The following is a 25,504-nucleotide window of genomic DNA, read 5'->3' as shown; positions in this document are numbered from 1 at the left end:
GAAATGGCCATCGCGGAGGGCACGTCAGTGGACCGCACGCCATGGGTTGAATAGATCTGCATAAAAGGCGATCTGGGTCCAATCTGGTGAGAAGTCGCCGAGTCCGCACTCCCAAGGCGTGACCAGCCGAATCAACCGAAATCCGGTTTCAGGGGGTCCCATGGCGACCTGTGCGGATTCCCAATCACGCTGTCGCCGAAGGCAGCCAAGGCTATATTCCAAAATGTGTGGTGCGGCGTGCTCGGCCCGCTCGTCGTCCAGCGCGATGACGGGTCGATCGGCAGTGTCGGGGGATGGGCTCGGCGACTGCTGTTCGCCGCTCTGCTGAGCCGCGCCGGCCGAACGGTCAGTCCGGACGTGCTGATCGATGACGTGTGGGGTGTCGCTCCGCCGCGTAGCGCGGCCAAGACGCTACAGAGTCACGTCGTCCGGCTGCGACGCGACCTCGGCCGCGAAGAGTCGGAGACGATCCTGGTCAGCGAGCGGACCGGTTATCGCCTCGTCCTCGGCCCGGACGACTTCGACGTGACGGAGTTCGAGAGCCGCGTGAGCGACGCGCTTGCGGCGCAGGCCGGGGGACAGCTGCAGGTCGCGCTTGCCGGTTTCGATGACGCACTGGTCCTGTGGCGTGGCGAGGCGTACGAGGAGTTCGCCGACGCGGCGTTCTCGGTCGGCGAGCGGTTGCGCCTGTTCGAGCTGCGCGCGGACGCCCAGGAACACCGCACCGACGTCGCCCTCGCGCTCGGCCAGTCGGGGGAGCTCGTCACCGACCTCGAGAAGCGGATCGCGGCGGCGCCGTATCGAGAGCGCGGCTGGGAGCAGCTGATCGTCGCGCTCTATCGCGCCGGCCGGCAGGCAGATGCCCTCGGCGCCTATCGCCGGGCCAGCACGATGCTCGCCGAAGATCTCGGCATCGACCCTGGGCCCAGCCTGCGTGAGCTGGAGACGCGGATTCTGCGCCAGGACCTGGACCTGCTCGGAACGCTTCCACCACGCGCTCCCGTTCTGGTTTCACCGAGGCGCGACGTCTGCCCGTACCGCGGTCTGGCCAGCTACACCGATGCAGACAGCGAGCTGTTCGTCGGGCGCGAGCGGTTGACCGCGGAGCTCGTCGGCCGTGTCGCCGACAGCCACCTCGTCGTCGTTGTCGGTGCCAGCGGCACGGGCAAGTCGTCGGCCTTGCGCGCCGGGCTGGTGCCGGCATTGCGGGCTGGTGCCCTGCCTGGGTCGGCTTCGTGGCGGTCGGCGGTGGTCACGCCGGCGGACGACCTCGCGGGCGTGCTCACCGCGGAGCTGGATCTCGTCGTGCTCGACCAGGCGGAGGAGCTGTTCACTCGGTTGTCCGTTCTGGAGCGGCGGGTCGCATCGGATCGGCTCGAGCAGTTCGTGGCCGTCGGCGGCCGCGCGGTCCTCGCATTGCGAGGCGACTTCTACGGGCGGCTCGCCGAGCTCCAGCGGCTCGCGCGCCATGCCCAGGCCGGGACAGTGCTCGTCGGACCGCTCCGCGAGGACGAGCTGCGTCGAGTCGTCATCGAGCCCGCGCAGCGGGTCGGGCTCCAGGTCGAGGAAGCGCTCGTCGAGCGTGTCCTCGACGACGTCGCCGGGCAACCTGGAGCGCTGCCGATGCTGTCAGCAGCCCTCGTCCGGACCTGGGAGAACCGGACCGGAGACGCGCTCACGCTCGAGGGCTACCAGCGCGGCGGCGGGGTCGCGTCCGCGGTGGAGGCCACGGCCGAGGAGGTCTACCTGCGTCTTGACGAGGCCGAGCGCACGCACGCCCGCCAGCTGCTCGTCAGGCTCGCCGTGCGCGAGGGTGACGCATGGATCCGCAGGCCGATGCGCCGCGCCGACGTGCCACCCGACACCGATACCACTACGGTGCTCACGGCCCTCGCGGCGGCTCGGCTGGTGACGATCACTGACGCACGGGTCGAGATCACCCACGATGCGCTGCTCGCACACTGGCCGCGGCTGCGCGGGTGGTTGGAGGAGCGGGTCCTGGCAGCCGCGCTGCTCGACCATCTCGAGGTCGCCTCGCGGGCGTGGCACGACGCCGCTCGGCCGTCGACCGACCTCTACCGCGGCGCGCGGCTCCAGGCGGCCCTGGAGTGGCGCTCTGGACACCCGGATGACGTGTCCGGTGCAGAGAGCGAGTTCCTCGACGCGTCCGAGGCGGCAGCCGATGCCGAGCTCACCGCGGCGCGCGCCCAGGTGCAGCGCGAAGCCAGGGGGCGGCGTCGCTTGCGCTCGGTCGCGGTCGGGCTCGCCGCGATGGTCGTCCTCGCGGCCGTCGGCATCGGCGTCGCGCTGCATGAGCGCGCCTCCGCCGACCAGTCCGCTGCGAGTGCGCAGTCCGCGGCGCTCACGGCGGACAGCCGCCGGCTGGCGGCGCTGTCCCTCGCGGCGCCGGACATCGCGACCTCCAGCCTCCTGGCCGCCGCGGCATACCGTCTGGAGGACTCCCCGGACTCCCGCGGTGCGTTGCTGTCTGCCGTCGAGCGGAACCAGTCGGCGCTGTGGCGTTTCCAGATCGACCATCGGCCACAAGCCGTCGTGGCAACGCCCGACGGCACCCGCGTCGCGGTGCTCGACAACCGGCGCCACGTCCACATCATCGAAACGGCGACCCGCCACCAGGTCGCAGAGTTCAGCTTGCACGCCTTCCTGATTTCCGGCCTCACCCCCGACGGCAGGCAGATCATCACGTACGGGCCTGATCGAAACGAGGATGACAACGGCCGGCTCTCGATCGTGGACGTCGCCACAGGTCGCCGGGTACGGGTGCTCACGACGGCCGGCGCTCTGGATCCGGCGTTGTCGGCGGACGGTCGTTGGTTGGTTCAGGTCACGTCCCAGAAGGTCTCGGGTGGCGTCGTGGTCGACGTGTTCGACGCCCGGGACTGGACCGCCCAGCCGAGGCAGTTCGCTGTTCCGCAGGGTGCCGAGGTCGTGGCCGCCGGCCGGTCGTCGTTGGCCGTCGGGGGGGCGGACGGGTCGGTCGAGGTGCGCAGGTGGGTTGACCTTCGGCCGATAGCTCACGTTCCAGCGATGCTGCCGCCTGGGGCCGACAGCGAGCCGCTTTTCGCCATGTCGCCGGACGGGTCCCATGTGGCAGTCCAGGACAGGTCGGACGGGCGCCGGATAGACATCGTTCGGGTGAGCGGCGCGGGCCCCGCACGGACGACACTCCCGACTCAGGCCCAGGACGTCGGCATCTTCGGCTTCTCGCCGGACGGCGCCGAGCTGGCGGTGACGGGGCTCGGCGGCGCAGTTGCCGTGTACCGCAGCACCGACGGTGCGCAGGTCGAGTCGCTGGCCGGACATTCCGGTCCGTCATACGGCCTGGCCTGGACGGGAACGACCACGCCGGCGGGCCTCTACACCGTCGGCCTGGACGGCAACCTGGTGTCCTGGAGCATCAGCTCGACCCCGCGGCTGCTGACCGAGTCGGGTCCGGACATGTCCACGCCCGATCGTGGAGAGACGTTCGGCCACTTCGTCCTCGGCATGACGCCGGTGGAGGGCTCCGTTCCGGAGTCGAAGCTGAACCTCTATCGGGCGGACCTGTCGAGCGGCACCTGGGAGCAGTGGTCGCCGAACCTGCCGGACAGCGAGTACATCAACCAGTTCGTGGGCAGCGCTGACGGCACGATCGGCCTACTGTCGGTCGGGGACGGGACGCAGCACAACCTCATACAGATCTGGGACCTGGTGCGTCACACACGGGTCGGTGAGCTGGACCTGCCCCGGCAGGCCGGCATACCACTCGATCTCATGGCGGCGATCGCCCCGGATGGTCGCACGGCATACTGCACCCTCGACGCAACCCAGATCGGCGTGTTCGCGCTCCCGTCCGGGAAGTACCTGCGCAGCTTCCATGTGCATTTCGCACCACCCGACGGCGACCGGATCCTCGCCGACCCGTGGCGCTTCGACCCGGCAGGACGGCTGCTGGTCGGCGGGATCGACACCGGCCCCCACGCGCAGAACGGCCCCGATGCCCTGGGTCCGAACGACACGCGGCCCCCCAACCAGCGGCTCCTGCTGCTCGATCCGCGCACCGGGCAGACGCTGTCGCAGATCAGCATGGGCGACAACCGCGGGCCCACTGTGACCGAGTGGTCGCCAGATGGGAGGTACCTGGCGGTGGGCACGTACGACGGCACCTTGACCCTGTACGACTCGGCGAGCCTCGGCGCCGTCGCGAGCGCCGGACCCGTCGAGCCCGGGGCTGTCCGAACTGCGATGTTCGCGCCCGACGGCCACACCATCGTCACCTCGGGATCCGCCGGGTCGATGAGCTTCTGGGACGTGCCGAGCTTGCAGCGGGTCGCCGCGCCGTTCTCTGTCAGTGCCGCCGACGCCAGCAGCGGGATCCTCGCGTTCTACGCCCCGAACAGCGACGTCGTGGGTTTCGCTGCGGACGTCTCGAAGCCGACCGCCGGGCAGCGCTGGTTCGTCCTTCGTGCCAGGCCCGACGACCTCGTCCGCACTGCGTGTGCGCTCGCGGGCGCCGACATCACGCCGGCCGAATGGCAGCGCGACGTCGGCGACCGTCCCTACCAGCACGTGTGCACGTAGTTCCCATTCAGGGTCAAAGCCGCAGTAAATCGCGGCTTCAACCGTGCTGCAACCGCCTCCTCGCACGCTGTGCGAATACCGGCCGCCCGTGCCGGCGCCACTCAGGAGGTGGATTCGATGCACACAGTCACCAAGATCCAGAGCCTCTCGCCTCGAAGCCGGAGGCTGGGAGTCGCGGCAGCAACTGTGCTGTCCGTTGCGGCATTCACGCCGGCCGTCAGCTCGGGCCACGCCTACCCTCACGTATCGCTCGGTGTCGCCAACAGCGCCACCGCCGTCGAGCACCAGCTTCTCAGCTACCTTGACGCCAACTTCAGCCTCGCCGGCAGCGCCAACGCCGTCGAGCATCGGTTCCTCAGCCACCTTGACGTGGCCGGCAGCGCCAACGCCGTCGAGCACCGGTTCCTCACCTACGTCAACGCCGGCCGCGGTGGCGCCGGCAGCTCTAGCTCGGCGGACAACAGCACGGCGCGATGAACAGCCGACGCGGTGGTGCGATCCGACCCGTCAGAGAGTCAAGGAGGTGATCGCGGCACGTGAACCATCCATCCGAGGTGACTTCGCGCCGCGCCCGCGTGGTCCTGGTCCGATGACCGGGACCACGCCCGTGTGCGCTGACTCGATCAACATCGGACAGTTCGTATCGGAGGTCCTTCGGACCAGGGCCTTGATGCTTCGCCTGGCCGGCGCATGGGTTACGGCCGGGTCCGCACGCCGGCCTCGGCGGGGAGGTCCTTCGCTTGCTCGTCGAGGCTCCGTTACATGCGAAGAACCCGTGACGACGGATAGGGATCGATGCGACCGCACCGCTTGCATTGGAGGTACCGCTCGCCCTCCTTGCCGTGGGCGTCGCGCCACGAATGCCCGATCACCTGGCACAGCCATGTCCACGCCATGCTCCAGTGTCCTGCCGCACCAACGTACCCGCTCGATAACCGAGCAGGTGGAGGGATGCTCGACGCGGCTGGTCGGGTCGACTCCACGACGGCGTCGGGCATTCGCCCGAGGAGCGGCATGTCGGGACGAGGCACAACAGTCGACCAACTGGTCGGTTTTTGCGGTGCGTGGCGTTGATGTGGCCCGACAAGTGAGCATCTGGTCGATTGTGGTGCCACTGGCGTCCGCGAAAGGCACTGGGTCCGCTACAAGATCCGGCCGCGGCCGGACCTTGTAGGCGATGTTCGCGGCGGATTCGGCTACCAGGTCCATCCCGGGCTGGATTCTGTATGCGGCAGAGCGTGCACACAACATCCTCAATTCAGCAGAGTCGGGTGCTCACGACCGTCGCGTTAAGGACGACCGGACGCAGCCTGGCGGGAAACGCCGGTCCTGGAGCAGGTCGTCTTGGCGACTCGTCGATGAGTTCCGGGAACCGGCGCTCCTCGACGGCGGGCGCCCTGAAGGACGCACTCGGCGGCCTGGCCTTAGGGTCGCCGCCGGTCAGGGGCGCCGGGAAGGTGCTGGTCGCGGCCTTGAGGACGGCAAGCGTCGATGGCTGAAGATCGCGGGCATTGGGGGAGGAGTCGGGGCTCGGCGCATTCGCCGCTTCGTAGCTTTCGCGACGGACTTACAGCCTGACGTCTGGGTGCCCCTCACCTGCGCAGACTCTGTTGCAGACCCAACTTCGACACGAATTCGCCACAGACCCTCGTCGCCAGCCGCCCGCAGCCGGCCACGACTGGACGCGCGCGATTGGTTGGAATCCTTCACCTGCCACCATGTGATGTCTCAGGACATCGGAATGAGCCGGACCTACGGATCGTAGGTCCGGCTCAGTGTTGTGGTGAGTGTGGGGGTCGTGGTCGTTCCCTGGGCTGTTAGTCGCGGCTGGGGTCGAGGGCGAGCTTGCGCAGGACCTCGCCGGTGGCCTGGCCGGGCCCCCGAGGAGTGACAGGACCTACTGGGTCGGTCCGGGGACCGTGTTCAGGTCGTGGTTGATGATTCGGCCGCCGTACGCTTGGGCGAAGTCGTAGGCGTATCCGAGCATCTCGGCCTCGCTGTACTGCTTGTCGACGATGATCAGGTTGAACGGCTTGCCGCTGGCGTAGGAGCCGTCCGGGACAACGACGCCCGGCAGCTGGGCCCAGTTGATCTCCGAGACGGTGGTAGCGGCGATGGTGCCTCCGAAGATCGGGCCCTGCTCCTGGTACTGCTGGGGGTAGATCAGTGCGTCGAGATGGTTGTCGTCCATCACCTTGTTGAAGATGCGCAGGTACTGGTCGCGGTAGGCCTGGACGGCGGTCAGGTCGGGGTTCACATGCGCGCCCGCGAGCATGCCATTGATCCTGGTGTCACTCGCGAAGCCGTGGGTGTCCGCCCAGTCGTTGAGCTCCTCGACAGAGTGGACCGCCGCGCTCGGGCCGAGCCGCTCGAGGTACTGCTCGATCCCAGGGTTGTTCAGCCCCGACGTTGAGGGGCTCGCGGTCCGCAGCTCGGCGAAGCCAGATCCGGCGAAGGGGTCCTCGACGACGGTCGCGCCCTGCGCCTCCAGCTTTGCAACGGCGTCGGCGTAGAGCCTTGCCGTCTCCGGCGACAGCTGCCCCGTGCTGCCCGAGCGCCAGCCGGGGCCGAAGAGGCCGATCCGCTTTCCTTCGAGCGCATGAGTCGACAACTGCGAGGTGTAGCCACCATCGGGCACGATCGCGCCTGCGGTCTTCGGGTCGTCGGTGGTTGGGCCCGCCATGACATCGAGCATCAGCGCCGCGTCCTCAGGTGACTGCGCGAGCGGACCGATCACGTCACGCCAGGCGCCGGCGAGTGGAAAGTTCCCCGTCGTGGGCACCAGGCCGAAGGTCGGCTTGACGGCGTAGAGGCTTTCGGCGGAAGCCGGGTTCTGGATCGAACCGCCCGTCTCCTCTGCGAGGCCCGTGACGGAGAAGCCGCCCGCCACCGACATGGCCGACCCGCTGGAGGAACCGCCCGGCGCCCACGCCTTGTTCAGGGCGTTGTACGTCGGCCCGTAGGCGCTGTTGTTGGCGTTGTTTCCACTGCCCGCGAGAATCGGCAGATTGGTTTTGCCGAGGAAGACGGCGCCAGCGTCACGCAGCCGACCGACCACCGGTGCATCCTTCTCCGGGACCAGCGAGATGCCGCCGGTGATGGGCGAGGTCAGTGGCCATCCAGAGGTCGTTGCCATGCCCTTGACGTCCATCGAGTCCTTGATGACGATCGGCACACCGTCGAGCGCGCCCACGTCCCCCTTTCCCTTCTTGCGGCGCGCGTCGGATGCGGCGGCGTCCTCCAGGGCGTTGGGGTTCATCTGTGTGAAGGCGTTGTAGTACGGCTCGAACTTCTCGATGCGCGCGAGGTAGGCCTTTACCAGGTCGACCGAGGTGAACTTGCCGGTCTCCAGCCCCTTCAGCGTCTCGGTGAGGGTGAGTGTGGTGGGGTCGGGAAACGCGAGGTTGCCCCAGCCGTTGCCCTGCGCCTGTCCGAACGCGGAGTCGCCTGGTGAGGCCGACGCGCTGGCGGTGGAGGCGACGCCGAGCACGCTAGCGGCGAGAAACGCACTGGCGGCGATCCCGACGGTGGCGGTTCGGCGCCTGCGCCTTGTGTTGTCCATGGAGTAACGTCTCCTGATCGGTGGAAGAGTGTGACGTCACGGACCCTAGAGACGCCCGATTGCGCTGCCGTTAAAGGCGATAGCGCAACAGGTTTCGTCGATCTCACCTCGCAGGTTCCGAGCCCGAGCCACGAGCTCGAACACCGCCGGCATGCCTCGTCCTCGAGGTGAGTGGCCGTGAGGGCGAAGTGGTCCTCGAGCTCAACGGGGGGATCTTCGTCGGCAGACTCAGCCCTCTCTCGTGCCCAGCGAACGAGCGAGGTAGACCTCACCGCCCACATTGAGCCGAATCCTGGCAACCCGCTCGGGCCCGGCCGAGTGATGCACACCCACGCACGGGTCAGGGCACCCGGAAATCGGGGGGCGCTTCGTCATGGGGGTCGTCGATTCGGCGGATCAGCTCACCGCGGCTCCAGGCCGCCAACGCAAGCCCGGAAACCAGGATGACCAGGCCGGCACCAGTGACAGTCGCTCGTGGACCGACCCGGTCCGCGATCCAGCCTTGGACCACGGCTCCGATCGCGAAGCTCGTCGATACGAGCATGATGCGGACGGCGAGGACGCGAGCGCGTAGATGATCCGCCACGATCGTCTGCATTGCGGTGTTGGCGACCGCGAACCCCGCCAGGAAGCACGAACCCACGACAAGAAGAGCCAGACTGCCGATCATGACATGGCGAGCGAGGCCGAACACCACCTCCATCAGCCCGTAGAGCGGCACGGCGACTCCGGCCAGCAGGGCGCGGCTGAAACGGCGACCAGCGACCAAGGGGGCCGCGATCAGAGAACCAACCCCGAGCAGGGCGTTCATGATGCCGAGGGCGATCGCGCCGACCTGGTAGACGTCGCTGGCGAAGACCACGGTGAACCCGAAGATCGGGTTGCCGACGAGGCCGATGATCAGCGAGATGGCGATCGCCACCTGCAGGCCGGGCTGAGCACGGACATAGGCGACCGCGGCTGCGAAGCCACGAACCACGCCCACCCGTGGCGACGAGACGAGTCCCGCTGACTCCGGACCCTTCCCCACCGCGACGAGGGCCACGATGACGAACGCAAAAGTGATCGCATTGAGCAGGAAGGCCCAACCCGGCCCGAGACCAGCGAGAACCACACCGGCCAGGGCCGGCCCGATCGCGCGAGCTGCGTTGAACTGGAGCGAGTTCAAGGTGACGGCCGAGACCAGGTCCTCACGCGGCACGAGGTCGTTGACGAAGGCCTGCCAGGTCGGCATGTTCAGCCCCTGCACGGTCCCGCTGACGGCGACGCACGCAAGGATGGCCAGCGGGTGGCGCACCCCCGCGACCCACACGAGGAACAGGCCGACGGCGGCCAAGGCCATGACCGACTGGGACACGATGAGGATCCGCCGGCGGTCGTAGCGGTCGGCTAGCGCCCCTCCCAGCGGTGCGGCAACCAAGGTCGGCAGGAACTGGAGAGCCGTCGCCGCCCCGACCCACAGTGCGCTGCGGGTGATCGCGAACAGCACGAAGGGGATGGTGAGGTTCGACAGCCAGGTGCCCGTGTTCGAGGCCAGGGCGCCGCTCCAGAAGGTGAGGAAGCGGCGGTGCCGAAGAGCCCGGAACGGACCGTTCGACGCAACGGCCGAGCCGCTTGCCCGTCGCCGGCTAACGGGAGGGACCCGACCTGTGCGCGCCGTCCCGTCCTGAGATGCGATCGTCGCACCGTCCGGTCGGGCGGGCGGCCTCCTCACTAGCTGTCGTTTCCGTCATCATCATCCCGTCGCGTCGTTTGCCGGGCTCGCGACCGTCCCGGGGTGGACCTGGGCCCAGCTGCCGACCCCGGAACAATCGCTGGTGCTGCGCTGTCTCAGTTGGACTGTGGCTTCATTCCGAGCAGGCCGAGAAGGCGGGCGTAGTCGGGATCGGTTGCGACGAGCTTCCTGCCCTGCACGATCTTGCCCGCCGGGGCGGCCTGACACTGGGGGATGGGCCTGTCGAACGGAGCCTTCACTCCCGTCTGTCCGGGCGGGCCCACGGCCGAGCACATCGCCGCCATCCCCTCGGGTGACTCGCGGAAGTTGGCAAAGACGAGAGCCGCGTTGGGGTGGGGCGCGTTCTTGAACACGCTCAGGAACCCGATCGACTGCACGACAGGATCGGTCAGTACCTTGAACGCGATCGGGGCGCCCTTGTTGGACAGATCCGTGATGAGCATGCCGGACTGCGGAAACCCGATGGAATGTGCACCGCTGGCGACCTCTTGGGCGGTCGGCGTCCCGCCGTTGACCATCTGCGGGTTCTGAGCGGCGACCTTACGGACGAAGTCGTCGCCCAGCGTGGAGGCGACCGCGTCGACCCACGAGAACATCGTGTCCGAGCCGCGAACGTCGATCATCGCCACCTGGTCCTTGAACTCGGGCTTGAGCACGTCGGACCAGGTCTTCAGATCGTCGCCGTTGACCTTGTCAGTGTTCCAGGTCACGACCAGGAACTGCTGCTTGTTCGCCACCCAGGTGTCGGACTTCATAGCGGAAGGCCACTTCTCGGAAGCCAGCACCGGCATGACCGAGGGATCGAGCTTGAGGAACCAGTCCTTGTTCGACTGCAGGTCCTGGAAACCGCTGGCCAGCACATCCTGTGCATGGATACCGGACTCCTGCTCCGTCGACACCCTCGCGGCGAGGTCGCCGCTGCCTTGGAGCACCTGGACCTTGATGTCGGGATACTTCTGGTTGAACGCCTTGACCACCGCGTTGTTGAGGGTTGAGGAGTCCGTCGAGTAGTAGACGACCGCGCCCTCCTTTTTCGCGGCTGCTTCGATCGCCGCCCAGCCACCGGCCTGCGCCGTGCCACCGGTGCTCTCTGGCACCTCGTTGCCGCCACATCCGGCGAGCGCGAGCGTCGCGCTCACCACGGCCAGGCTGCCGGCGAGTCGACGTCGGCCACCGGGATCACGTGTCAGGCTGCGCGTCCTCATCGGACGCAGCCCTTCAGCGCTGGGCTGGACGCCCGCGCGTGCATCGGCCCGAAGACCGAAAGCCCGAGCTCCATGACGAGATCAGGCTGACACCATACGCTCGTATACAGATGCATGCCATTACGCTAGCCACGGGGCGCCGCCCTCGCAAGATACCGACGTATATCTATGAGTACGCCTGTGTACCAGTACCGCGACAGCGCCCCAACGGGGTCGATGAAAGGACTGCCCGATGAAAGGGGCCAGACATGTCACGTGAACCATCTGCCGACGAGGTGCTGAGGACCACCAGGGCGGTACGACGTCGTCTCGACGTCAGCAGACCGGTGCCTCGTGATCTGCTGGAGGAATGCCTCGAAATCGCGATGCAGGCTCCGAGCGGCTCCAACCGCCAGGACTACGTCTTCGTGTGCGTCTCGGATCCGGGCCAGAGAGCGGCCATCGCCGATGTCTACCGGCGCGCCTACGACAACGCGGGCAAGGTGCCGATCGAGTACGAGGCAGGGGACATCCGCGGTCCCGCGCAGGAACGGCTGTTGGCGACCGGCCAGTACTTCAAGGAGATCCTGGGCCATGTGCCTTGGATCGTGGTGGCGGCGATCCGTCGCAAGCGATCGGCAGACGCGGACAGTCGCGAGCTCGCCAGTCTCTACGGCTCCGTGCTGCCAGCTTTCTGGAGCTTCATGCTCGCCGCGCGCGCCCGGGGCCTGGGTACGTGCTTCACCACTCGCCACCTGGCCTACGAGCGTGAGGCGGCCGACATTCTCGGCATCCCCTACGACGAGGTCACGCAGGTCGGCATGACGCCCGTCGCTCACTACACGGGCACCACCTTCAAGCCGGCCGCCCGACTCCCTCTCGAGGAGATCGTCCACTACGACCGCTGGGACCGGTGACGGCAATGGCGCGGGCCACGGCTGCAACCCGGCTGGCTGAGCTGTGGGGCGGCATCCAGTTCGCTGACCTGCCCGGACCCGTGCAGCAGCGCGTGACGGAGGTCTTCATCGACACGATGGCCGTCCTGGTCGGAGGCGGTCGGGAGCCCCGCCAGCTCGAGCTCGCCGAGTCCGGGTGGTTCGGGCACGGCCCTGATGGACCCTGCACCGTCCTGGCGACCGGCGGAACCGCCGCCGCCGTGGGGGCCGCGATCGCCAACGCGTGCTGCGGGAACGCCCAGCTCCTGGGTGAGGGGCTGCGTATGCCGGGTGGTCACCCGGCGATCCACGTGGTGCCCGCGGCGCTCGCGGCGGCTGAGCACACGGGGGCGACGACCCACGAGCTGATGAGCGCGATTCTCGTCGGGTACGAGACCGCCGCCCGCGCGGGGCTGGCCGTCGGCACCATGCGCGGGGAGCTCCACCCCAACGGCAGCTGGAGTGTCATCGGCGCGGCGGCGGGTGTCGCCCATCTCGTCAGTAGGGGGGAGCCGGCATCGATCGCTCGTGCGATCGATGCCGCAGCCGGCCTCGCGGTGTCAGGCCCATTCGCGCTCGGACGCCAGGGCGCCGATGTCTACCACCTCGTCATCGGCCTCGGCGCCGGCATCGCCGTCTCCGCCGGCGCCATGACAGGCATGGGCTGGACCGCCGTCCCCGGCACCCTCGAGGACTTCTTCGTCCCGCGCACCAGTCAGCCGGAGTCCACCGTCGACTGGGCGCAGATCACGCGCGCAGAATCCGCGCACCCCGCGGTCCTGGACGGCTACATCAAGCTGTACCCGGTCTGCGCTCACGCCGCGGCGGCGATCGACGCAGCCGCGGCTCTGGCCGACGAGCTGGCATCGACGCGCGACATCCGCGCCATCGAGATCCGTTGTGCAAGCCCGGCCGCTGCTCGGCTGAGCGCGGTCGACCCACCGAACCTCTTCGCCGGCCGTTACAGCATTCCCTTCCTCTGCGCCGTGGCCCTGAGCAGGGGCCGGACCGGCGTGATCCGGCTCGAGGAAGGTGCGCTCGTTGACGAGGAGGTGCGGCGTCTGAGTCGTGCCACGGTCGTGGTCCATGACCCGGCCCTGCAGCTCGACCACCCGCAGGGGAGTCCGGTGACCGTGAAGATCACAGGGGAGGACGGCCAGAGCGTCGAGGCGTCAGTGATGACACCGCTCGGCGACGCTGCCACCCCCTTGACTCGGGAGCAGGCGAGCGAGAAGGCACTCGGACTGCTGGCCCGCCGGTTCGGGGGCGCAGCAGTCAATGTGCTCGACGGGCTGCGCACCGCGGTCGAAGGCAACCAGAGCGTCTCCGAGATCTCACAGCTGCTCGGCGGAGCCCCGGCGCATCAGTAGGACCGTCAGTCTTGCTCCCGGTCACGACCCCCCGAGCGCTCGACGTTGTCCCGCACGATCGCGAGGAAGCGGAAGATCACGTGGGACAGCTTGCTGTAGGGAGCCACCGCGAAGGTCAGCACGACAGCCGCGAAGTGGACGAGGAACGCGATGCCGAACGCCGGCGTCGTGCGCAGCAGCAGCACCGCCAGCCCGGACAGTGCCAGAAACTCCAGGGCGACCAGGAGGCCGTAGTCCTTCACGGTCATCTGCGCGTAGCTGGTGACAGTCGATGCTCGGGTCTTGAGCACGAGCAGCGCGGTGCACCCGATCACCATGGCGACGCCACCGACGGTCCCGGTCAGCACCGGGACGGACAGCCACGGGTACGGAGGCGGCGAATGGAGGAAGTCCTGAAGGATCGCCGCGGACATCGTGGAGACGAGGCACAGGCCGAAGCCGTAGGCGACGAAGCCGTGCAGGACGCGTCGCTTCGACGACGGCTCGGTGTCCTGTGGGTAGTAGCACTCTTGCCCGCCGCCTCGCAGGTAACGCAACGTCGCGGCATACCAGACGGCGCGCGAGACGTGGCCTGCGCTCATCTCCCGGCCGTCTCCGGCCACATCGGTCCAGAACCGTCGCCCGGCGACGATCGCCACCGCCGTGCTGTAGAGCGCGGGGACGAGGATCAGCAGCAGGAGCACCGGATAGGGGATCAGCGCATAGGGCGACTGCGCCCCCGCCCCTGGCGCAACCAGTCCGGACGGACCGGCATACAGCAGTGCGGCGAGGGTCACGAGCGCGGTTGCCAGAACGACGCCCGAGAAAACGCCCGTCCATCCGGAGAACAGGCGTGGCACTGCGGCGGGCCACATGTAACGGCGATAGTCATGAACCCGGACGGCAGACAGGGCCTTGGGCAGGTCGACGGCGAACTCATGCGGCGAGCTGTACATGCACGCGTCGTAGCAGGCCCGGCAGTCATGGCACAGGTTCGCGAGCTGGCTGACGTCGCCCTGCTCGATCACGGTCCGGCGCCCGAGCGCAGGGAAGACCGCACAGAACCCCTCGCAGTAGCGACACGCGTTGCACACGGTGAGCTGACGGGTCGCCTCCTCGACGAGGAGGTGCAGGGAGGTGCGGCCGCCAGGGCCGGGCTGGTCCAGCACGGTCATCTCCGCCCCTCACTCGCGTGCTGGGCGGCTCGAGCACCGGCTCGGCGTCCCCAGACGCTGCCGATCGTCATCCCGAAGCCGGCCAGATACCCCGTGCTCAGGATGTTGCCCGACATGATCTCGCCGGCGGCATACAGGTTGGCAAAGGCCGAACCGTCGGTCCGCAGGACCCGCGCATCGGGCCCGATCGAGACGCCCATGTACGTGAACGTCACGCCGGGTCGCATGGCCACCCCGTAGTACGGCGGCGTGTCGATGGGCTGTGCCCAGTTCGTCTTCTGAGGTGTCAGGCCCTCGGTGTGGCAGCCATCCAGCTGCGAGATGTCGAACGCCCCGCCCGGGACCACGGCGTCGTTGAACGCCTCGACCGTCGCCACGGCGCGCTGCTGGTCGAGGTCGAACGTGCGAAGGAGGTCGCCCAACGTCTCCGCCGACGCCGTGGGGTACATCGGCCGCAGGAACAGGTGGTTGACCTTGGCGTCCCACAGGCAGTAGGCGATCTGGTCGGGCTGCTCGGCGATGTGCCGGCCCCAGGTCGCGTAGCGCTTGGGCCACGCATCCTCGCCCTCGTCGTAGAACCGGTCTCCCCGGCTGTTCAGGACGATGCCGAAGGGGACCGTGTCCAGCCGGGTCGCGATCCCTCCGTCGAACCGCGGGGCCCGGGCGTCCACCGCGATGGCGTGGAACCCGCGCCGGTGGCCGACGGAGGCAGCCTGCGCCGCGTACAGCTGCGCCAGTGCGTGGCCGTCGTTGTACGGGGTCCCGCGGATGATGTAGTTGTCGGCGGCATCGCCCCAGTAGCGGCGCAACCAGTCGATGTTGGCCTCGAAGCCTCCGCTGGCGCAGACGAACGTGCGCCCGCGCACGCGATGGCTGACGCCGCCGAAGCACACGATCACCGCCTGGCACTCATCCCCGTCGAACTCGAAGTCCTCGACCTTGGCGTCGTACGCAACGGTGATGTTCGCACGAGTGGCGATGTAGCGGTAGTACGCGTTGAGCAGTGCCTTGCCGCCGCCGAGGAAGAACCGGTTGGTCCGGCCCAGCTGCAGGGTGCCGGACAGGGGGTGCTGCCAGCGCGCGCCGTGCCGGTACATCCAGGACGGGATGGTCTCGGAGTCCCGGACCGTGAAGCGCGCGAGCTCCTCGACGTTCGGGCCTTCCCCCACGTTGCACAGGTCCTGCCACAGCTCCTGCTCGCTGTACGCCCCCGGATGGAACTCGTCCTGCTCGTGCACGCAGCGGATGTTGCGCGTATGCCGGCTGTTACCTCCGCGCATGTGCTGCGGGGCCCGCTCCAGGACCAGGACCCGCGCGCCGAGGTCGTCTGCGGCCATGGCGGCCGCGAGGGCCGCGTTGCCGCCACCGACCACGACGACGTCCCAGACGGTGTCCGCCCATCCGGTCGCTCCTGGCGGGCGCCTCGTCACGCCTGTTTCCACCGTGGCGCCGCCTTCGGCGCGGGGGTGGGCAGGGTGGGTTCCGGGGGATGGCTCGGCGGCTCGGTCGCGCACGCTGGACGTGGTCAAGGGGCCTCCTTCAGGCTCGGCCGCCAGTCAGGCGGTGCGCGTCAGCGCACGAGTGTATACCGCAGCATACGACCAAGGCGCGGGAGGTGGGGTCGATCCCATGGGCGGACTTGTGCCCGGCGACGGCCGGGGCTGCCGACCTGGGTATGCCGCGGGCCGGGCCCGAGTGCCGTCTCAGCGCAGCTGTTCGGCGGCGAACAGCGACAGGCGGATGTCGCGCGCGTCCTGGAAGTGCCGCATGGCGATGTCGTGTGCGGCCGCTGCGTCACGACGCTCGATGGCATCGACCAGGGCCTGGTGCTGGTCGCGAGCCGACTCCCAGCGTCCCGGCACCTTCAAGGTGGTGCCGGGGTAGCGACCGAGGTGCAGGTGCAGCCGCTCGAGCAGGTCCACCAGCGGCTTGTTGTGACTCGCGCGCCAGACCGCGTGGTGGAAGGCCTGGTTTGCCTCGACGAGCTCGTCGACGCCGTCGGCAGCGGTCTGCGCCCCCTTGCCCAGCGCCCAGTGCAGGAGTCTGAGATCGTGCTCATCACGACGCTCGGCGGCCATCCCCGCCGCCGTCGCCTCGAGCACCGTGCGCACGGAGTACACGTCCAGGATCTCTTCCGGGCTGCGCGTCCGCACCGTGAACCCGCGGCTGCTCCGCTCGATGAGCTCGTCCTGCTGCAGCCGGCGCAGGGCCTCCCGGATCGGCGTGCGGCTGACGCCGCACCACGCGGCAAGCGCTGTCTCGACCAGCGGCTCGCCGGGCTCGAGCGCACCGCTGAGAATCGCCTGCTTGAGCATCTCGTACGGAGCGACGCGCTTCTCGCTGCGCGGAGGGCTGGCCGGCGCTTCATCCTCGCTGGATGTCCGACGCGGTGTCACGGCCATGTCTGCTCCCTCTCGGTCTGATCGGACCAGGGGACCAGCACATGCATGCATCGGTATCCCCTGGTGTGCCAGTTTCGCACCTTGGCGCCGTCGCTTCAACGCGAGGACAGGGGACGACTCTGCGAGCCTCGACCGCGCCGCGGTGCGCGGATCCCCACCATCGCCCCCTGGTTCGTGCATACTGGTGAGTACAAGACCTAGCTAGCGACAGGGAGCGGAACGTGCCCAAGCCGAAGGCCGCAACGTTGGGTAGCCAGGCACGAGGGACGGTTCAGCCCTACGAGATGCTCAGGTCGGCCATCCTCAAGGGTGAGCTGCAGCCGGGGCAGCAGCTCGTGGAGGCCAACCTCGCGGAGTGGGCCGGCGTGAGCCGCACCCCGATCCGCGAAGCACTGCGCCGGCTCCAGCAAGATGGTCTCATCGCCCGCACCGAGCGCGGCATGGTGGTCAAGGAGCGCAGCCCCGAGGACATCCTCGACATCTACGACACGCGGTTGGTGCTCGAAGGCTTCGCCGGACGGACGGCCGCAGACCGGCGCACCGACTACGACCTCCGAGCCATGCGCAAGTGGCTGGAGCAGGGCGACAAGGTCACGTCCGATTCCCAGGGCCTCGTCGAGGCAAACCTCGGCTTCCACGCCTCGATCTGGCGAGCGACCCACAACGAGTCCCTCATCGACGTCCTGGAGCGCCTCAACCTTCATCTGGCCCGCTACCCCGAGACGACGCTCGCCGTCGCCGGGCGATGGGCCGAGGCCCGGGGCGAGCACCGGGAGCTCGTGGACGCCATCGAGGCGCGAGACGGCAACTTGGCCGAGGAGATTGCCACCAGGCACTTCGCCGAGGCCCGCGACATCCGCCTGACCATCTTTGAGGAGATGACCTCGGGCAGCTTCATCGAGTCGTTCTGAGCCTCGAGAGCCAGTTCCCCCGCACGCTTGCGGACTCCCCGGGCAGCTAGTCCGGCAGCCTTCATCTGGGTTTGCGCCCGCCGCTCGGAAGGGTCGTGCCCCGGCCCCCACCTGGAGCGCGGAACCCCGCGCCTTCCGCATGCTCGATGAGGTCTCGACTGTCGCGGTGCATCGTCGTATACTCTTGTGCACAAATGTATAGCCCAGCCCGGGCGCGGCAGAGGAGAGAGATCGGTGAGCGGAAATCGCGGTGTCGTCTACCTGGGTCCACACCAGGTTGAGGTGCAGTCGACCGAGTACCCAGCACTGGAGCTTCGGGACGGTCCCGGGGTCAACCCGGCCAACATCGGACGCAAGTGCGAGCATGGCGTCATCCTCAGGGTGCTGGCGACCAACATCTGCGGGAGCGACCAGCACATGGTCCGAGGTCGCACCACCGCCCCGCCCGGGCTCGTCCTTGGACATGAGATCACCGGCGAGGTCGTGGAGACCGGGTCCGATGTCGAGTTCGTCAAGGTCGGCGACATCGTGTCGGTGCCGTTCAACATCGCATGCGGCCGGTGCCGCAACTGCAAGGCGCGGCTCACCGGAGTCTGCCTCAACGTCAACCCGGCACGGCCCGGAGCGGCATACGGCTATGTCGACATGGGCGGCTGGGTCGGCGGCCAGGCGGAGTACGTCATGGTCCCGTACGCCGACTGGAACCTGTTGCGCTTCCCCGACCGCGACCAGGCGCTCGACAAGCTGCTGGACCTCACGATGCTCTCGGACATCTTCCCGACCGGGTTCCACGGCGCCGTCACAGCGGGAGTCGAGGTCGGGAGCACGGTGTACGTTGCCGGCGCCGGGCCCGTCGGGCTAGCGTGCGCGGCGTCCGCCCAGCTGTTGGGGGCCGCCGTCGTGGTGGTCGGTGACCTGGTCCCCGAACGGCTCGAGCAGGCACGGTCGTTCGGCTGCGAGACGGTCGACCTGCGCAGCGAGGACCTGGCTGGAAAGCTCGAGGAGCTGCTCGGTGTTCCCGAGGTCGACGCTGCCGTCGACTGCGTCGGGTTCGAGGCTCGAGGCCACGGTGCCGAGGCCGCAACGGAGGCCCCCGCGACGGTGCTCAACTCCCTGATGGGCATCACCCGCGCGGGTGCCAGCCTTGGCATCCCAGGCCTCTACGTCACGGAGGATCCAGGTGGCATCGACTCGGATGCCCAGATCGGCGCGCTCAAGCTTCGGCTCGGTCTCGGGTGGGCCAAGAGCCTCAGCTTCACGACCGGGCAGTGCCCCGTCATGAAGTACCACCGCCAGCTGGCGATGGCGATCCTGCATGACCGCGTCCACATCGCCAAGGCGGTCAACGCCACGCCCATCAGTCTGGACCAGGCGCCCGAGGGCTACCGCAACTTCGACCAGGGAGCCTCCCGCAAGTACGTCTTGGACCCGCACGGCGAGCTCGCGAAGCGCGCCGCATGACCGCCTCCCCGGCGGGGCCCGTGCTCGGCCTCGAGCACGGGCCGCAGTACGCCTGGACCGAGCCATGGAATGACTGGCTCGCCTCGCGCTCGCAGCACGAGTCGTCGGCGTGGATCCACTCGGGCATCGCCGCGACACGGTCCGGGGACGTCGTCGTCGTGAGTCACGACCAGGCGGAGGCCGTCCTCCTCGCGCCGGACGGCTCGGTGCGGGCGAGCTTCGACACCGGAGTGACGCAGGGCCACGGGCTTCTCGTCGCCGGAAGCGATGGTCAGGAGGTGCTCTGGATCGCCGACAACGGCGCGCGTCGCGAGCGGGACGCCGAAGGCGAGTACCCCAACCAGGACGGCGCCGCTACGCCAGCTGCCGTGAAGATGTCCCTCACCGGGGACGTGCTCCTGTCCATCCCCGCCCCGGACATCGAGGCGTACCGCACGAACAGGTTCAAGCCCACCGGGGTGGCGGTGGACGACGGGAGCGGTGGGACTGGAGACGTCTGGGTCGCCGACGGTTACGGCCAGAGCTACGTCCATCGTTTCCGCAGCGACGGAACCTACGTCATGTCGCTGTCGGGCACCGAGGGGGCGGGGCGCTTCGACTGCCCGCACGCCGTGTGGGTGGACCACCGCCGGGGCGAGCCCGAGCTCTACGTCTCGGACCGCAGGAACGGGCGGCTCCAGGTGTTCGACCTGGAGGGTGTCTTCAAGCGTGTGGTCGGCAACGCGTCGCTCTTCAGGCGTCCGAGCGCCTTCACGGCCGTGGACCAGTTCCTCGTGGTCGCTGATCTCGAGTCGCGGCTTGCGGTGCTCGGACCCGACGACCAGCTCCTCGGCCACCTCGGCAGTGACGACGAGGCGGCCGTCCGACCCGGCTTTCCCAACCAGCTGGACCACGATCATCGTCCACATCGCCCACGTGGCCTGCGCCCGGGGTACTTCAACAGCCCGCACGGTCTGACGGCCGACGCGCAGGGGAACCTCTACGTCAGCGAGTGGCTGATCGGCGGGCGGCTCGTCAAGCTGGAGCGGCGAGCGTAGCCTGCCTGAGCGGCATACCGGCCGGTACGGTATACAGTTGGATTCGTTAGTATGCCGCGCTGAGGGCGGTGGCCTGGCCGGCCGTCTCGGCCGAGCGCAAACCACGTTCTGACCAGCGGGAAGGACCGCAATGGATCTTGGCATTGAGGGCAAGGTTGCCCTCGTGACTGGCGGCAGCCAGGGAATTGGCAGAGCAATCGCCCACGGGCTGGCCAAGGAGGGCGTCCGGGTAGCCATCTGTGGCCGCACCAAGGACATCGTCCATGAGACCGCCGAGCAGATCGAGTCCGAGACCGGGACACCGGTGCTGCCGGTCGTCGCCGACGTCCTGGTGCCGAAGGACATCGAGCGGTTCGTCGCGGAGACGCTCGAGCGTTTCGGCACGATCGACATCGCGATCAACAATGCCGACCTCATCACCCGAGATGTCGGGTTCTTCGAGCTCCAGGACGAGGACTGGCAGGAGAAGATGAACATGAAGCTGTTCGCCCCCATCCGGCTCATCCGCCTCGTCGCGCCGATCATGCAGCAGAACGGCTGGGGGCGGATCATCAACATCGGTGGCAGCTCAGCGCGAAAGGTCCACTCGGCGGGCTGGGCCAAGGGTGCCACGCAGCCCGGTCTGATCAACCTGACCAAGAGGCTCTCCTGGCTTCTCGGGCACGACGGCATCACGGTGAACCTCGTCGAGCCCGGGATCGTATGGACCGAGGGCCACACCCGCATGGACGGCAAGAGCCGTGCGGAGAGTCGCTCGGAGGACCTCGCGAGGCGAGCGGACCGCGAGGGGGTCTCCTACGACGAGATGGACCGCCGCGCTCGCGCCGAGCTCGTCATCGGTCGACGTATCGAGCCGGACGACGTGGCGAGCGTCGTCGTCTTCCTCAGCTCGAAGCTCACCGGCGCCCTGACGGGAGAGACGATCCTCGTCGACGGCGGAGAGATGAACACCGTCCGCTTCTGATCCATCGATCACGCTGTCTGCAAGGGAGTCCCGGATGACATCGTCCAGCCAGGCCCGTCCGTTCGAGGTCGTCGACGGATGGGAGCAGCTGCCCGAGGGCCTCGTCCATCTCGACGTCGCCGACGTCGCGGTCGACGTTCAGGACAACGTCTATGTGCTCGCCCGCAAGGATCCCGCCGTGATCGTCTATGACGCCGACGGCCGCTTCCTGCGCACGTGGGGCAGCGACGTCCTCAGCAGCCGGCCGCACGCGATCACCTTGGGGCCGGACGGGGTCGCGTACGTCGTCGACGAGGGGAGCCACCTGGTGCGCCGGTTCACGCCTGAGGGTGAGCAGATGGGAGTGATCGGCACCGGTGTCGCCTCGGAGACCGGCGTCGACAGCTCCAACCCCAGCCTCTACCACCGGATCCAGAGCATCGAACGTGGCGCCGGCCCCTTCAACCGGCCGACCAAGGTCGCCATGGCGCCCTCGGGCGACCTCTACGTCTCCGACGGGTACGGCAACGCACGGGTCCACCAGTTCACCAGCGACGGCGAGCTGGTGCGCTCATGGGGTGAGCCCGGCACCGGGCCGGGTCAGTTCAACCTGCCGCACTGCGTGAGCGTGCTGTCCGACGGTCGCGTGCTCGTCTCCGACCGCGAGAACGACCGCCTGCAGGTCTTCGATCCTGACGGCGCCTTCATCGAGGCGTGGGCCGGTCTGCAGCGTCCGACCGCCACCACCGTGGCTCGTGACGGGCTCGTCTACGTCCTGGAGTCGGGCCTCTGGAAGGGGGACGAGTCGATCGCCCGCGGACTCATGGAGGTCGACCTGACGCCACGGGTCAGCATCCTGGACGACCACGGGACGCTGCTTGACCGGTGGGGCAATGTCGGGGACGACCCGTGCGCACCGGGCAACCTGGTCGCACCGCACGGTCTGTGTATCGACTCTGCGCACAACCTCTACATCGCAGAGGTCAGCCACACGTCGCGGAGCCGTCGTGGTCGCGACGCCGAGAACTGTCACACCTTCCAGAAGTTCGCGCCGGTGCGATGATGCTGGTCGGGAGGTATGCGGCGATGAGCAGCAGCAGCGCGCGAAGGCTGCGTGGCCGACCGTGGAGACTCGGGAGATGAGCAAGCGCCTGCCGCCGCCCCGCACGCTCGGTCCCGATGCGGAGCTGCCGCTGCAGTATCCGCTCTCGGCCCATGAGGCGGACGACGCCTGGTACGTCGTCGTCGAAGGTCGCGCGGACGACTGGCTTGCCCGCTTCGAGAAGGCGCCCGGCTTCGATGCCCGGGAGTGGGCGACGAGCATGGCGCACACCTTCAACATCCGTCTGCGTGCCCAGATCGAGCACGACGAGTAAGTCGGTCACACTGTTCTGAACAGTGGTATACAACTGCATGCCAAGTCGGTAGCATGGGTGCCACAGCATTGAGCCACAGGTCACTCAGGAGCCTCAGGAGGCGCAGGGCAGATGTCGGTGCAGACGCGGGAGCGCAGCGCGGGAAGCAGAGCCAAGCTCGAGGACGTCCTGGTCGTCGACACCGACGTGCACGTCTACGAGCTCCCGAAGGACCTGATCGACTACATCGACATGCCCTGGCGCGTCGCGCTCGAACAGGTCAAGGACCGATCCGGCAACTTCATCCCGGCCTTCGCGCCGGGCGCAAGTGGCTTCAGCTTCGGGCCGATCTGGCCGACCAGTCACGAGTCCGACCGGATCGTGCGCACACCCGAGGCGATGCGCGAGGAGCTCAGCCACATCAACGTGGACATCGGGATCCTGTTTCCCAACAACCTGCTCAAGCTCCCGACCCTGACCGACGATGAGTATGCCGCCGCGCTGAGCCGCGCCTACAACGCCTGGCTGGCCGACACCTGGTGCTTCCCCGACCAGGGCCTGCTCGGGGTCCTGTGCGCCTGCCCGCATGCCCCGGAGGACACTGCCGCCGAGATCAGGAAGTACGCCAAGCACCCTGGAATCGTCGGCGTCTACCTGCCCAGCGCCGCGGTCGATCCGCTGTGGGGCAACCACAAGTACGACCCGATCTACGAGGCCTGCGAGGAGGCCGACTTCGCGGTGCTGCTGCACAGTGTCGGCATCGTGCACCCGGCATACCCGTTCAACACCAACGGGTTCACGAGCGGGTTCGCGCGGCATACGACCTCGCACACGTTCTCGATGATGGCCAACCTCGTCGACATGATCAGCACCGGTGTCCCCGAACGCTTTCCGAAGCTGAGGATCGCCTTCACCGAGGCCGGCGTCGCCTGGGTGCCGTTCCTCATGATGCGCATGGACCGGATGTACCGGGAGCGCCGGCACGAGGTTCCGTTCCTGACCAAGCCGCCCAGCGAGTACATGACCTCCTTCTACTACGCCACGCAGCCCGTCGAGGAGCCCCAGAACCTCCGCGACCTGGTCACTCTCGTCGACCTCTACGAAGGACAGACCCAGACGATCTTCGCCTCGGACTGGCCGCACCACGACTTCGACCACCCGAACAAGATCTTCCAGGCACCGTTCTCTGACGATGTGAAGCGAAAGATCTTCGGGGAGAACGCTCTGCGTCTGCTCAACCTCGATGCCACCGGCCATCGGATCGGGCTGACCCCCACCGACACCTGACCCGGCCGTCGACAGGCGCCTCCGCGCGCGAACCGATCGAGGCCGAAACGACCCTGCCCACCGCGGAACTCTAGGAGAAGGAATGGATGCCAACCATGCACGCCTCGGCGAGCATCTGATCGTGGACGCCAGCGTTCACGTGCAGGAAGGTCCGCTGGATCTCCTGCCGTACTGCGACGAGGCCTGGCGGCCGGCACTCCAGTCCATTGCGGACAACGCCAAGACAGCGGGAATCGGCGCCGAGCTGTGGCCGCCAGGTCTGCCCGGCGAGGCGACCACGGCGACCCCAGAGGAGCTCAAAGCGAGCGTCACGGAGCGCGGCGTCGACCTCGCGGTCCTGTGCCCGACCAGTCTGCAGAAGCTGTCGATGGTCGCCCATGCCGAGTTCGCTTCGGCCGTGGCGAGGGCGTACAACGCGTGGCTCACGGAGACCTGGCTGCGCCCGGAGCAGGGCCTGCTCGGGTGCGTGGTCGCCTCCGCGCACGCTCCGGCGGACTCGGCGGCCCAGATCGAGAAGTATGCGAGTCACCCGGGCGTGGTGGGGGTCTACCTGCCCGGCGCCGCTGTCGACCCGCTCTGGGGCCACCGCAAGTACGACCCGATCCTGCGGGCCGCCGAGTCGGCCGGCCTGCCGGTGCTGCTGAACAGCGTCGAGGTCATGCACCCGGTGTTCCCGTTCAACACCCACGGGTTCGACACGAGCCTTGCCAGGTTCACCACGTCCGACCCGTTCTCGATGATGGTCAATCTCATCGACATGATCACCACCGGGGTGCCGGCGCGCTTCCCCGACCTGCGGGTGGGCGTCCTGGGGGCCGGGGTCACCTGGATGCCGTTCCTGAGCCTGCGCCTGGACAAGGTCTACCTCGAGAAGCGCCGAGAGGTGCCTTTCCTGGCCGAGCGACCGAGCCAGTATCTCAAGGGCTACTTCTACGGGTCCTTCCCGCTCGAAGATGCACCCAACCCCGATGACTTCGTCACGATGGTCGACCTGTTCGAGGGCGAGAACGCGATGGTCTTCGCTTCTGGGTGGCCGCAGGACGGCTATGACTCCGCCGAGCAGATCCTCGCTCTGCCGTTCTCGGACGAGGCCAAGGCCAAGATCGTCGGCGGGAACGCGCTGCGGCTGTTCAACATCGACGAGCGCGGGCACCGGCTGTCGCTGTCACGTGAGGCTGCGTCGCGGTGAACGAGGGGCATGTGGTCGGGAGGCTGGAGGAGTTCCCCGAGGGCAGTCACCGGGTCGTGACGGTGGGTCGTCGCCGGATCGGGGTGTTCAACGTCAAGGGCACGTTGCATGCGTTGCCGAACCTGTGTCCGCATCAGACAGGGCCGTTGTGTGAGGTCAAGAAGGTGACGGGGACGACGCAGTCGCGGGTGGAGAACGACTGGGCGATCGAGTGGGCGTTCGACAAGGAGATCATCGCGTGTCCGTGGCATGGGATCGAGTACCACGTGCCGACGGGGCGGTGTCTGACGTTCCCGGAGATCAGTATTCGCAGCTATGAGGTGTCGGTGGACGACGGCGAGGTCAGCGTCCACTTCTGAAGGAGTGCCGTCGTCCCCGACGACGTGGTCGTCGACTCG

19 protein-coding genes are annotated in these 25,504 nt (G+C 68.2%); 13 read left to right on the top strand and 6 right to left on the bottom strand.

Annotated elements, in window-relative coordinates:
- The first annotated feature begins 237 nt into the window (after positions 1 to 237).
- Together ACYVLP_RS12510 and ACYVLP_RS12505 are read left to right on the top strand one after the other, a co-directional pair.
- Complete coding sequence (locus ACYVLP_RS12510; RefSeq protein WP_460627674.1) at positions 238 to 4,581, top strand: nSTAND1 domain-containing NTPase; 4,344 nt, start codon at positions 238 to 240, stop codon at positions 4,579 to 4,581.
- Positions 4,582 to 4,698: 117 nt separating this feature from the next.
- Positions 4,699 to 5,058: a hypothetical protein gene (locus tag ACYVLP_RS12505; RefSeq protein WP_460627673.1), complete on the top strand. Its 360-nt coding sequence runs from the start codon at positions 4,699 to 4,701 to the stop codon at positions 5,056 to 5,058.
- Positions 5,059 to 6,478: 1,420 nt separating this feature from the next.
- On the opposite strand, the gene ACYVLP_RS12500 is transcribed toward ACYVLP_RS12505, so the two are convergent.
- From ACYVLP_RS12500 to ACYVLP_RS12490, 3 genes are all read right to left on the bottom strand, one after another.
- Positions 6,479 to 8,143: an amidase gene (locus ACYVLP_RS12500; RefSeq protein ID WP_460627672.1), complete on the bottom strand. Its 1,665-nt coding sequence runs from the start codon at positions 8,141 to 8,143 to the stop codon at positions 6,479 to 6,481.
- A gap of 340 nt (positions 8,144 to 8,483) precedes the next feature.
- Positions 8,484 to 9,857 carry an MFS transporter gene (locus ACYVLP_RS12495; protein ID WP_460627671.1) on the bottom strand — a complete coding sequence of 458 codons (1,374 nt, stop codon included), beginning with the start codon at positions 9,855 to 9,857 and terminating at the stop codon, positions 8,484 to 8,486.
- A 116-nt stretch (positions 9,858 to 9,973) separates the two neighbouring features.
- Positions 9,974 to 11,017 carry an ABC transporter substrate-binding protein gene (locus ACYVLP_RS12490; RefSeq protein WP_460627670.1) on the bottom strand — a complete coding sequence of 348 codons (1,044 nt, stop codon included), beginning with the start codon at positions 11,015 to 11,017 and terminating at the stop codon, positions 9,974 to 9,976.
- A 314-nt stretch (positions 11,018 to 11,331) separates the two neighbouring features.
- On the opposite strand from ACYVLP_RS12490, the gene ACYVLP_RS12485 reads away from it, so the two are divergent.
- Positions 11,332 to 11,979, top strand: a complete 648-nt coding sequence (locus ACYVLP_RS12485; RefSeq protein ID WP_460627669.1) for a nitroreductase family protein — start codon at positions 11,332 to 11,334, stop codon at positions 11,977 to 11,979.
- Positions 11,980 to 11,984: 5 nt separating this feature from the next.
- Entirely contained in the window at positions 11,985 to 13,367 is a 1,383-nt protein-coding gene (locus ACYVLP_RS12480; RefSeq protein WP_460627668.1) for an MmgE/PrpD family protein, read from the top strand.
- Positions 13,368 to 13,372: 5 nt separating this feature from the next.
- Here ACYVLP_RS12480 and tcuB read toward each other — a convergent pair whose 3' ends face one another.
- The 3 genes from tcuB to ACYVLP_RS12465 all read right to left on the bottom strand — a co-directional run bounded on the left by tcuB (position 13,373) and on the right by ACYVLP_RS12465 (position 16,923).
- Complete coding sequence (gene tcuB, locus ACYVLP_RS12475; RefSeq protein WP_460627667.1) at positions 13,373 to 14,521, bottom strand: tricarballylate utilization 4Fe-4S protein TcuB; 1,149 nt, start codon at positions 14,519 to 14,521, stop codon at positions 13,373 to 13,375.
- Positions 14,518 to 16,050, bottom strand: coding sequence for an FAD-dependent tricarballylate dehydrogenase TcuA (gene tcuA, locus ACYVLP_RS12470; protein WP_460627666.1), 1,533 nt, complete (start codon positions 16,048 to 16,050; stop codon positions 14,518 to 14,520). The genes tcuB and tcuA overlap by 4 nt, the downstream gene beginning before the upstream one ends.
- Before the next feature lie 174 nt (positions 16,051 to 16,224).
- Positions 16,225 to 16,923 carry a GntR family transcriptional regulator gene (locus ACYVLP_RS12465; RefSeq protein ID WP_460627665.1) on the bottom strand — a complete coding sequence of 233 codons (699 nt, stop codon included), beginning with the start codon at positions 16,921 to 16,923 and terminating at the stop codon, positions 16,225 to 16,227.
- A 221-nt stretch (positions 16,924 to 17,144) separates the two neighbouring features.
- On the opposite strand from ACYVLP_RS12465, the gene ACYVLP_RS12460 reads away from it, so the two are divergent.
- The 9 genes from ACYVLP_RS12460 (at position 17,145) to ACYVLP_RS12420 (ending at position 25,465) form a co-directional block, all read left to right on the top strand.
- The gene (locus ACYVLP_RS12460; protein WP_460627664.1) at positions 17,145 to 17,834 is read left to right on the top strand and encodes a GntR family transcriptional regulator; all 690 of its coding nucleotides are present in this window, start codon (positions 17,145 to 17,147) and stop codon (positions 17,832 to 17,834) included.
- Between the two features lie 234 nt (positions 17,835 to 18,068).
- Positions 18,069 to 19,295 carry a formaldehyde dehydrogenase, glutathione-independent gene (gene fdhA / locus ACYVLP_RS12455; protein ID WP_460627663.1) on the top strand — a complete coding sequence of 409 codons (1,227 nt, stop codon included), beginning with the start codon at positions 18,069 to 18,071 and terminating at the stop codon, positions 19,293 to 19,295.
- The gene (locus tag ACYVLP_RS12450) at positions 19,292 to 20,332 is read left to right on the top strand and encodes an NHL repeat-containing protein (RefSeq protein ID WP_460627662.1); all 1,041 of its coding nucleotides are present in this window, start codon (positions 19,292 to 19,294) and stop codon (positions 20,330 to 20,332) included. The genes fdhA and ACYVLP_RS12450 overlap by 4 nt, the downstream gene beginning before the upstream one ends.
- Before the next feature lie 130 nt (positions 20,333 to 20,462).
- Positions 20,463 to 21,296, top strand: a complete 834-nt coding sequence (locus ACYVLP_RS12445) for an SDR family NAD(P)-dependent oxidoreductase (RefSeq protein WP_460627661.1) — start codon at positions 20,463 to 20,465, stop codon at positions 21,294 to 21,296.
- A 34-nt stretch (positions 21,297 to 21,330) separates the two neighbouring features.
- Entirely contained in the window at positions 21,331 to 22,338 is a 1,008-nt protein-coding gene (locus tag ACYVLP_RS12440; protein WP_460627660.1) for a peptidyl-alpha-hydroxyglycine alpha-amidating lyase family protein, read from the top strand.
- A gap of 76 nt (positions 22,339 to 22,414) precedes the next feature.
- Entirely contained in the window at positions 22,415 to 22,651 is a 237-nt protein-coding gene (locus ACYVLP_RS12435) for a hypothetical protein (protein ID WP_452267273.1), read from the top strand.
- A gap of 111 nt (positions 22,652 to 22,762) precedes the next feature.
- Complete coding sequence (locus tag ACYVLP_RS12430; RefSeq protein ID WP_460627659.1) at positions 22,763 to 23,917, top strand: amidohydrolase family protein; 1,155 nt, start codon at positions 22,763 to 22,765, stop codon at positions 23,915 to 23,917.
- Positions 23,918 to 23,999: 82 nt separating this feature from the next.
- Positions 24,000 to 25,106 carry an amidohydrolase family protein gene (locus ACYVLP_RS12425; protein ID WP_460627658.1) on the top strand — a complete coding sequence of 369 codons (1,107 nt, stop codon included), beginning with the start codon at positions 24,000 to 24,002 and terminating at the stop codon, positions 25,104 to 25,106.
- On the top strand, positions 25,103 to 25,465 hold the full coding sequence (locus ACYVLP_RS12420) for a Rieske (2Fe-2S) protein (protein WP_460627657.1): 363 nt from the start codon (positions 25,103 to 25,105) through the stop codon (positions 25,463 to 25,465). The genes ACYVLP_RS12425 and ACYVLP_RS12420 overlap by 4 nt, the downstream gene beginning before the upstream one ends.
- Positions 25,466 to 25,504: the final 39 nt, after the last annotated feature.

The organism is Intrasporangium mesophilum, from assembly GCF_054783095.1.
The sequence above is the reverse complement of the archived record's forward strand: the minus strand, read 5'-3'. Positions and strand labels throughout refer to the sequence as shown.

Bases quoted from the DNA above. Each gene is read 5' to 3' on its own strand.
- ACYVLP_RS12505 (WP_460627673.1), top strand. From the start codon at position 4,699: ATGCACACAGTCACCAAGATCCAGAGCCTCTCGCCTCGAAGCCGGAGG.
- ACYVLP_RS12500 (WP_460627672.1), bottom strand. From the start codon at position 8,143: ATGGACAACACAAGGCGCAGGCGCCGAACCGCCACCGTCGGGATCGCC.
- ACYVLP_RS12485 (WP_460627669.1), top strand. From the start codon at position 11,332: ATGTCACGTGAACCATCTGCCGACGAGGTGCTGAGGACCACCAGGGCG.
- ACYVLP_RS12480 (WP_460627668.1), top strand. From the start codon at position 11,985: ATGGCGCGGGCCACGGCTGCAACCCGGCTGGCTGAGCTGTGGGGCGGC.
- tcuB (WP_460627667.1), bottom strand. From the start codon at position 14,521: ATGACCGTGCTGGACCAGCCCGGCCCTGGCGGCCGCACCTCCCTGCAC.
- ACYVLP_RS12465 (WP_460627665.1), bottom strand. From the start codon at position 16,923: ATGGCCGTGACACCGCGTCGGACATCCAGCGAGGATGAAGCGCCGGCC.
- ACYVLP_RS12450 (WP_460627662.1), top strand. From the start codon at position 19,292: ATGACCGCCTCCCCGGCGGGGCCCGTGCTCGGCCTCGAGCACGGGCCG.
- ACYVLP_RS12445 (WP_460627661.1), top strand. From the start codon at position 20,463: ATGGATCTTGGCATTGAGGGCAAGGTTGCCCTCGTGACTGGCGGCAGC.
- ACYVLP_RS12440 (WP_460627660.1), top strand. From the start codon at position 21,331: ATGACATCGTCCAGCCAGGCCCGTCCGTTCGAGGTCGTCGACGGATGG.
- ACYVLP_RS12435 (WP_452267273.1), top strand. From the start codon at position 22,415: ATGAGCAAGCGCCTGCCGCCGCCCCGCACGCTCGGTCCCGATGCGGAG.
- ACYVLP_RS12430 (WP_460627659.1), top strand. From the start codon at position 22,763: ATGTCGGTGCAGACGCGGGAGCGCAGCGCGGGAAGCAGAGCCAAGCTC.
- ACYVLP_RS12425 (WP_460627658.1), top strand. From the start codon at position 24,000: ATGGATGCCAACCATGCACGCCTCGGCGAGCATCTGATCGTGGACGCC.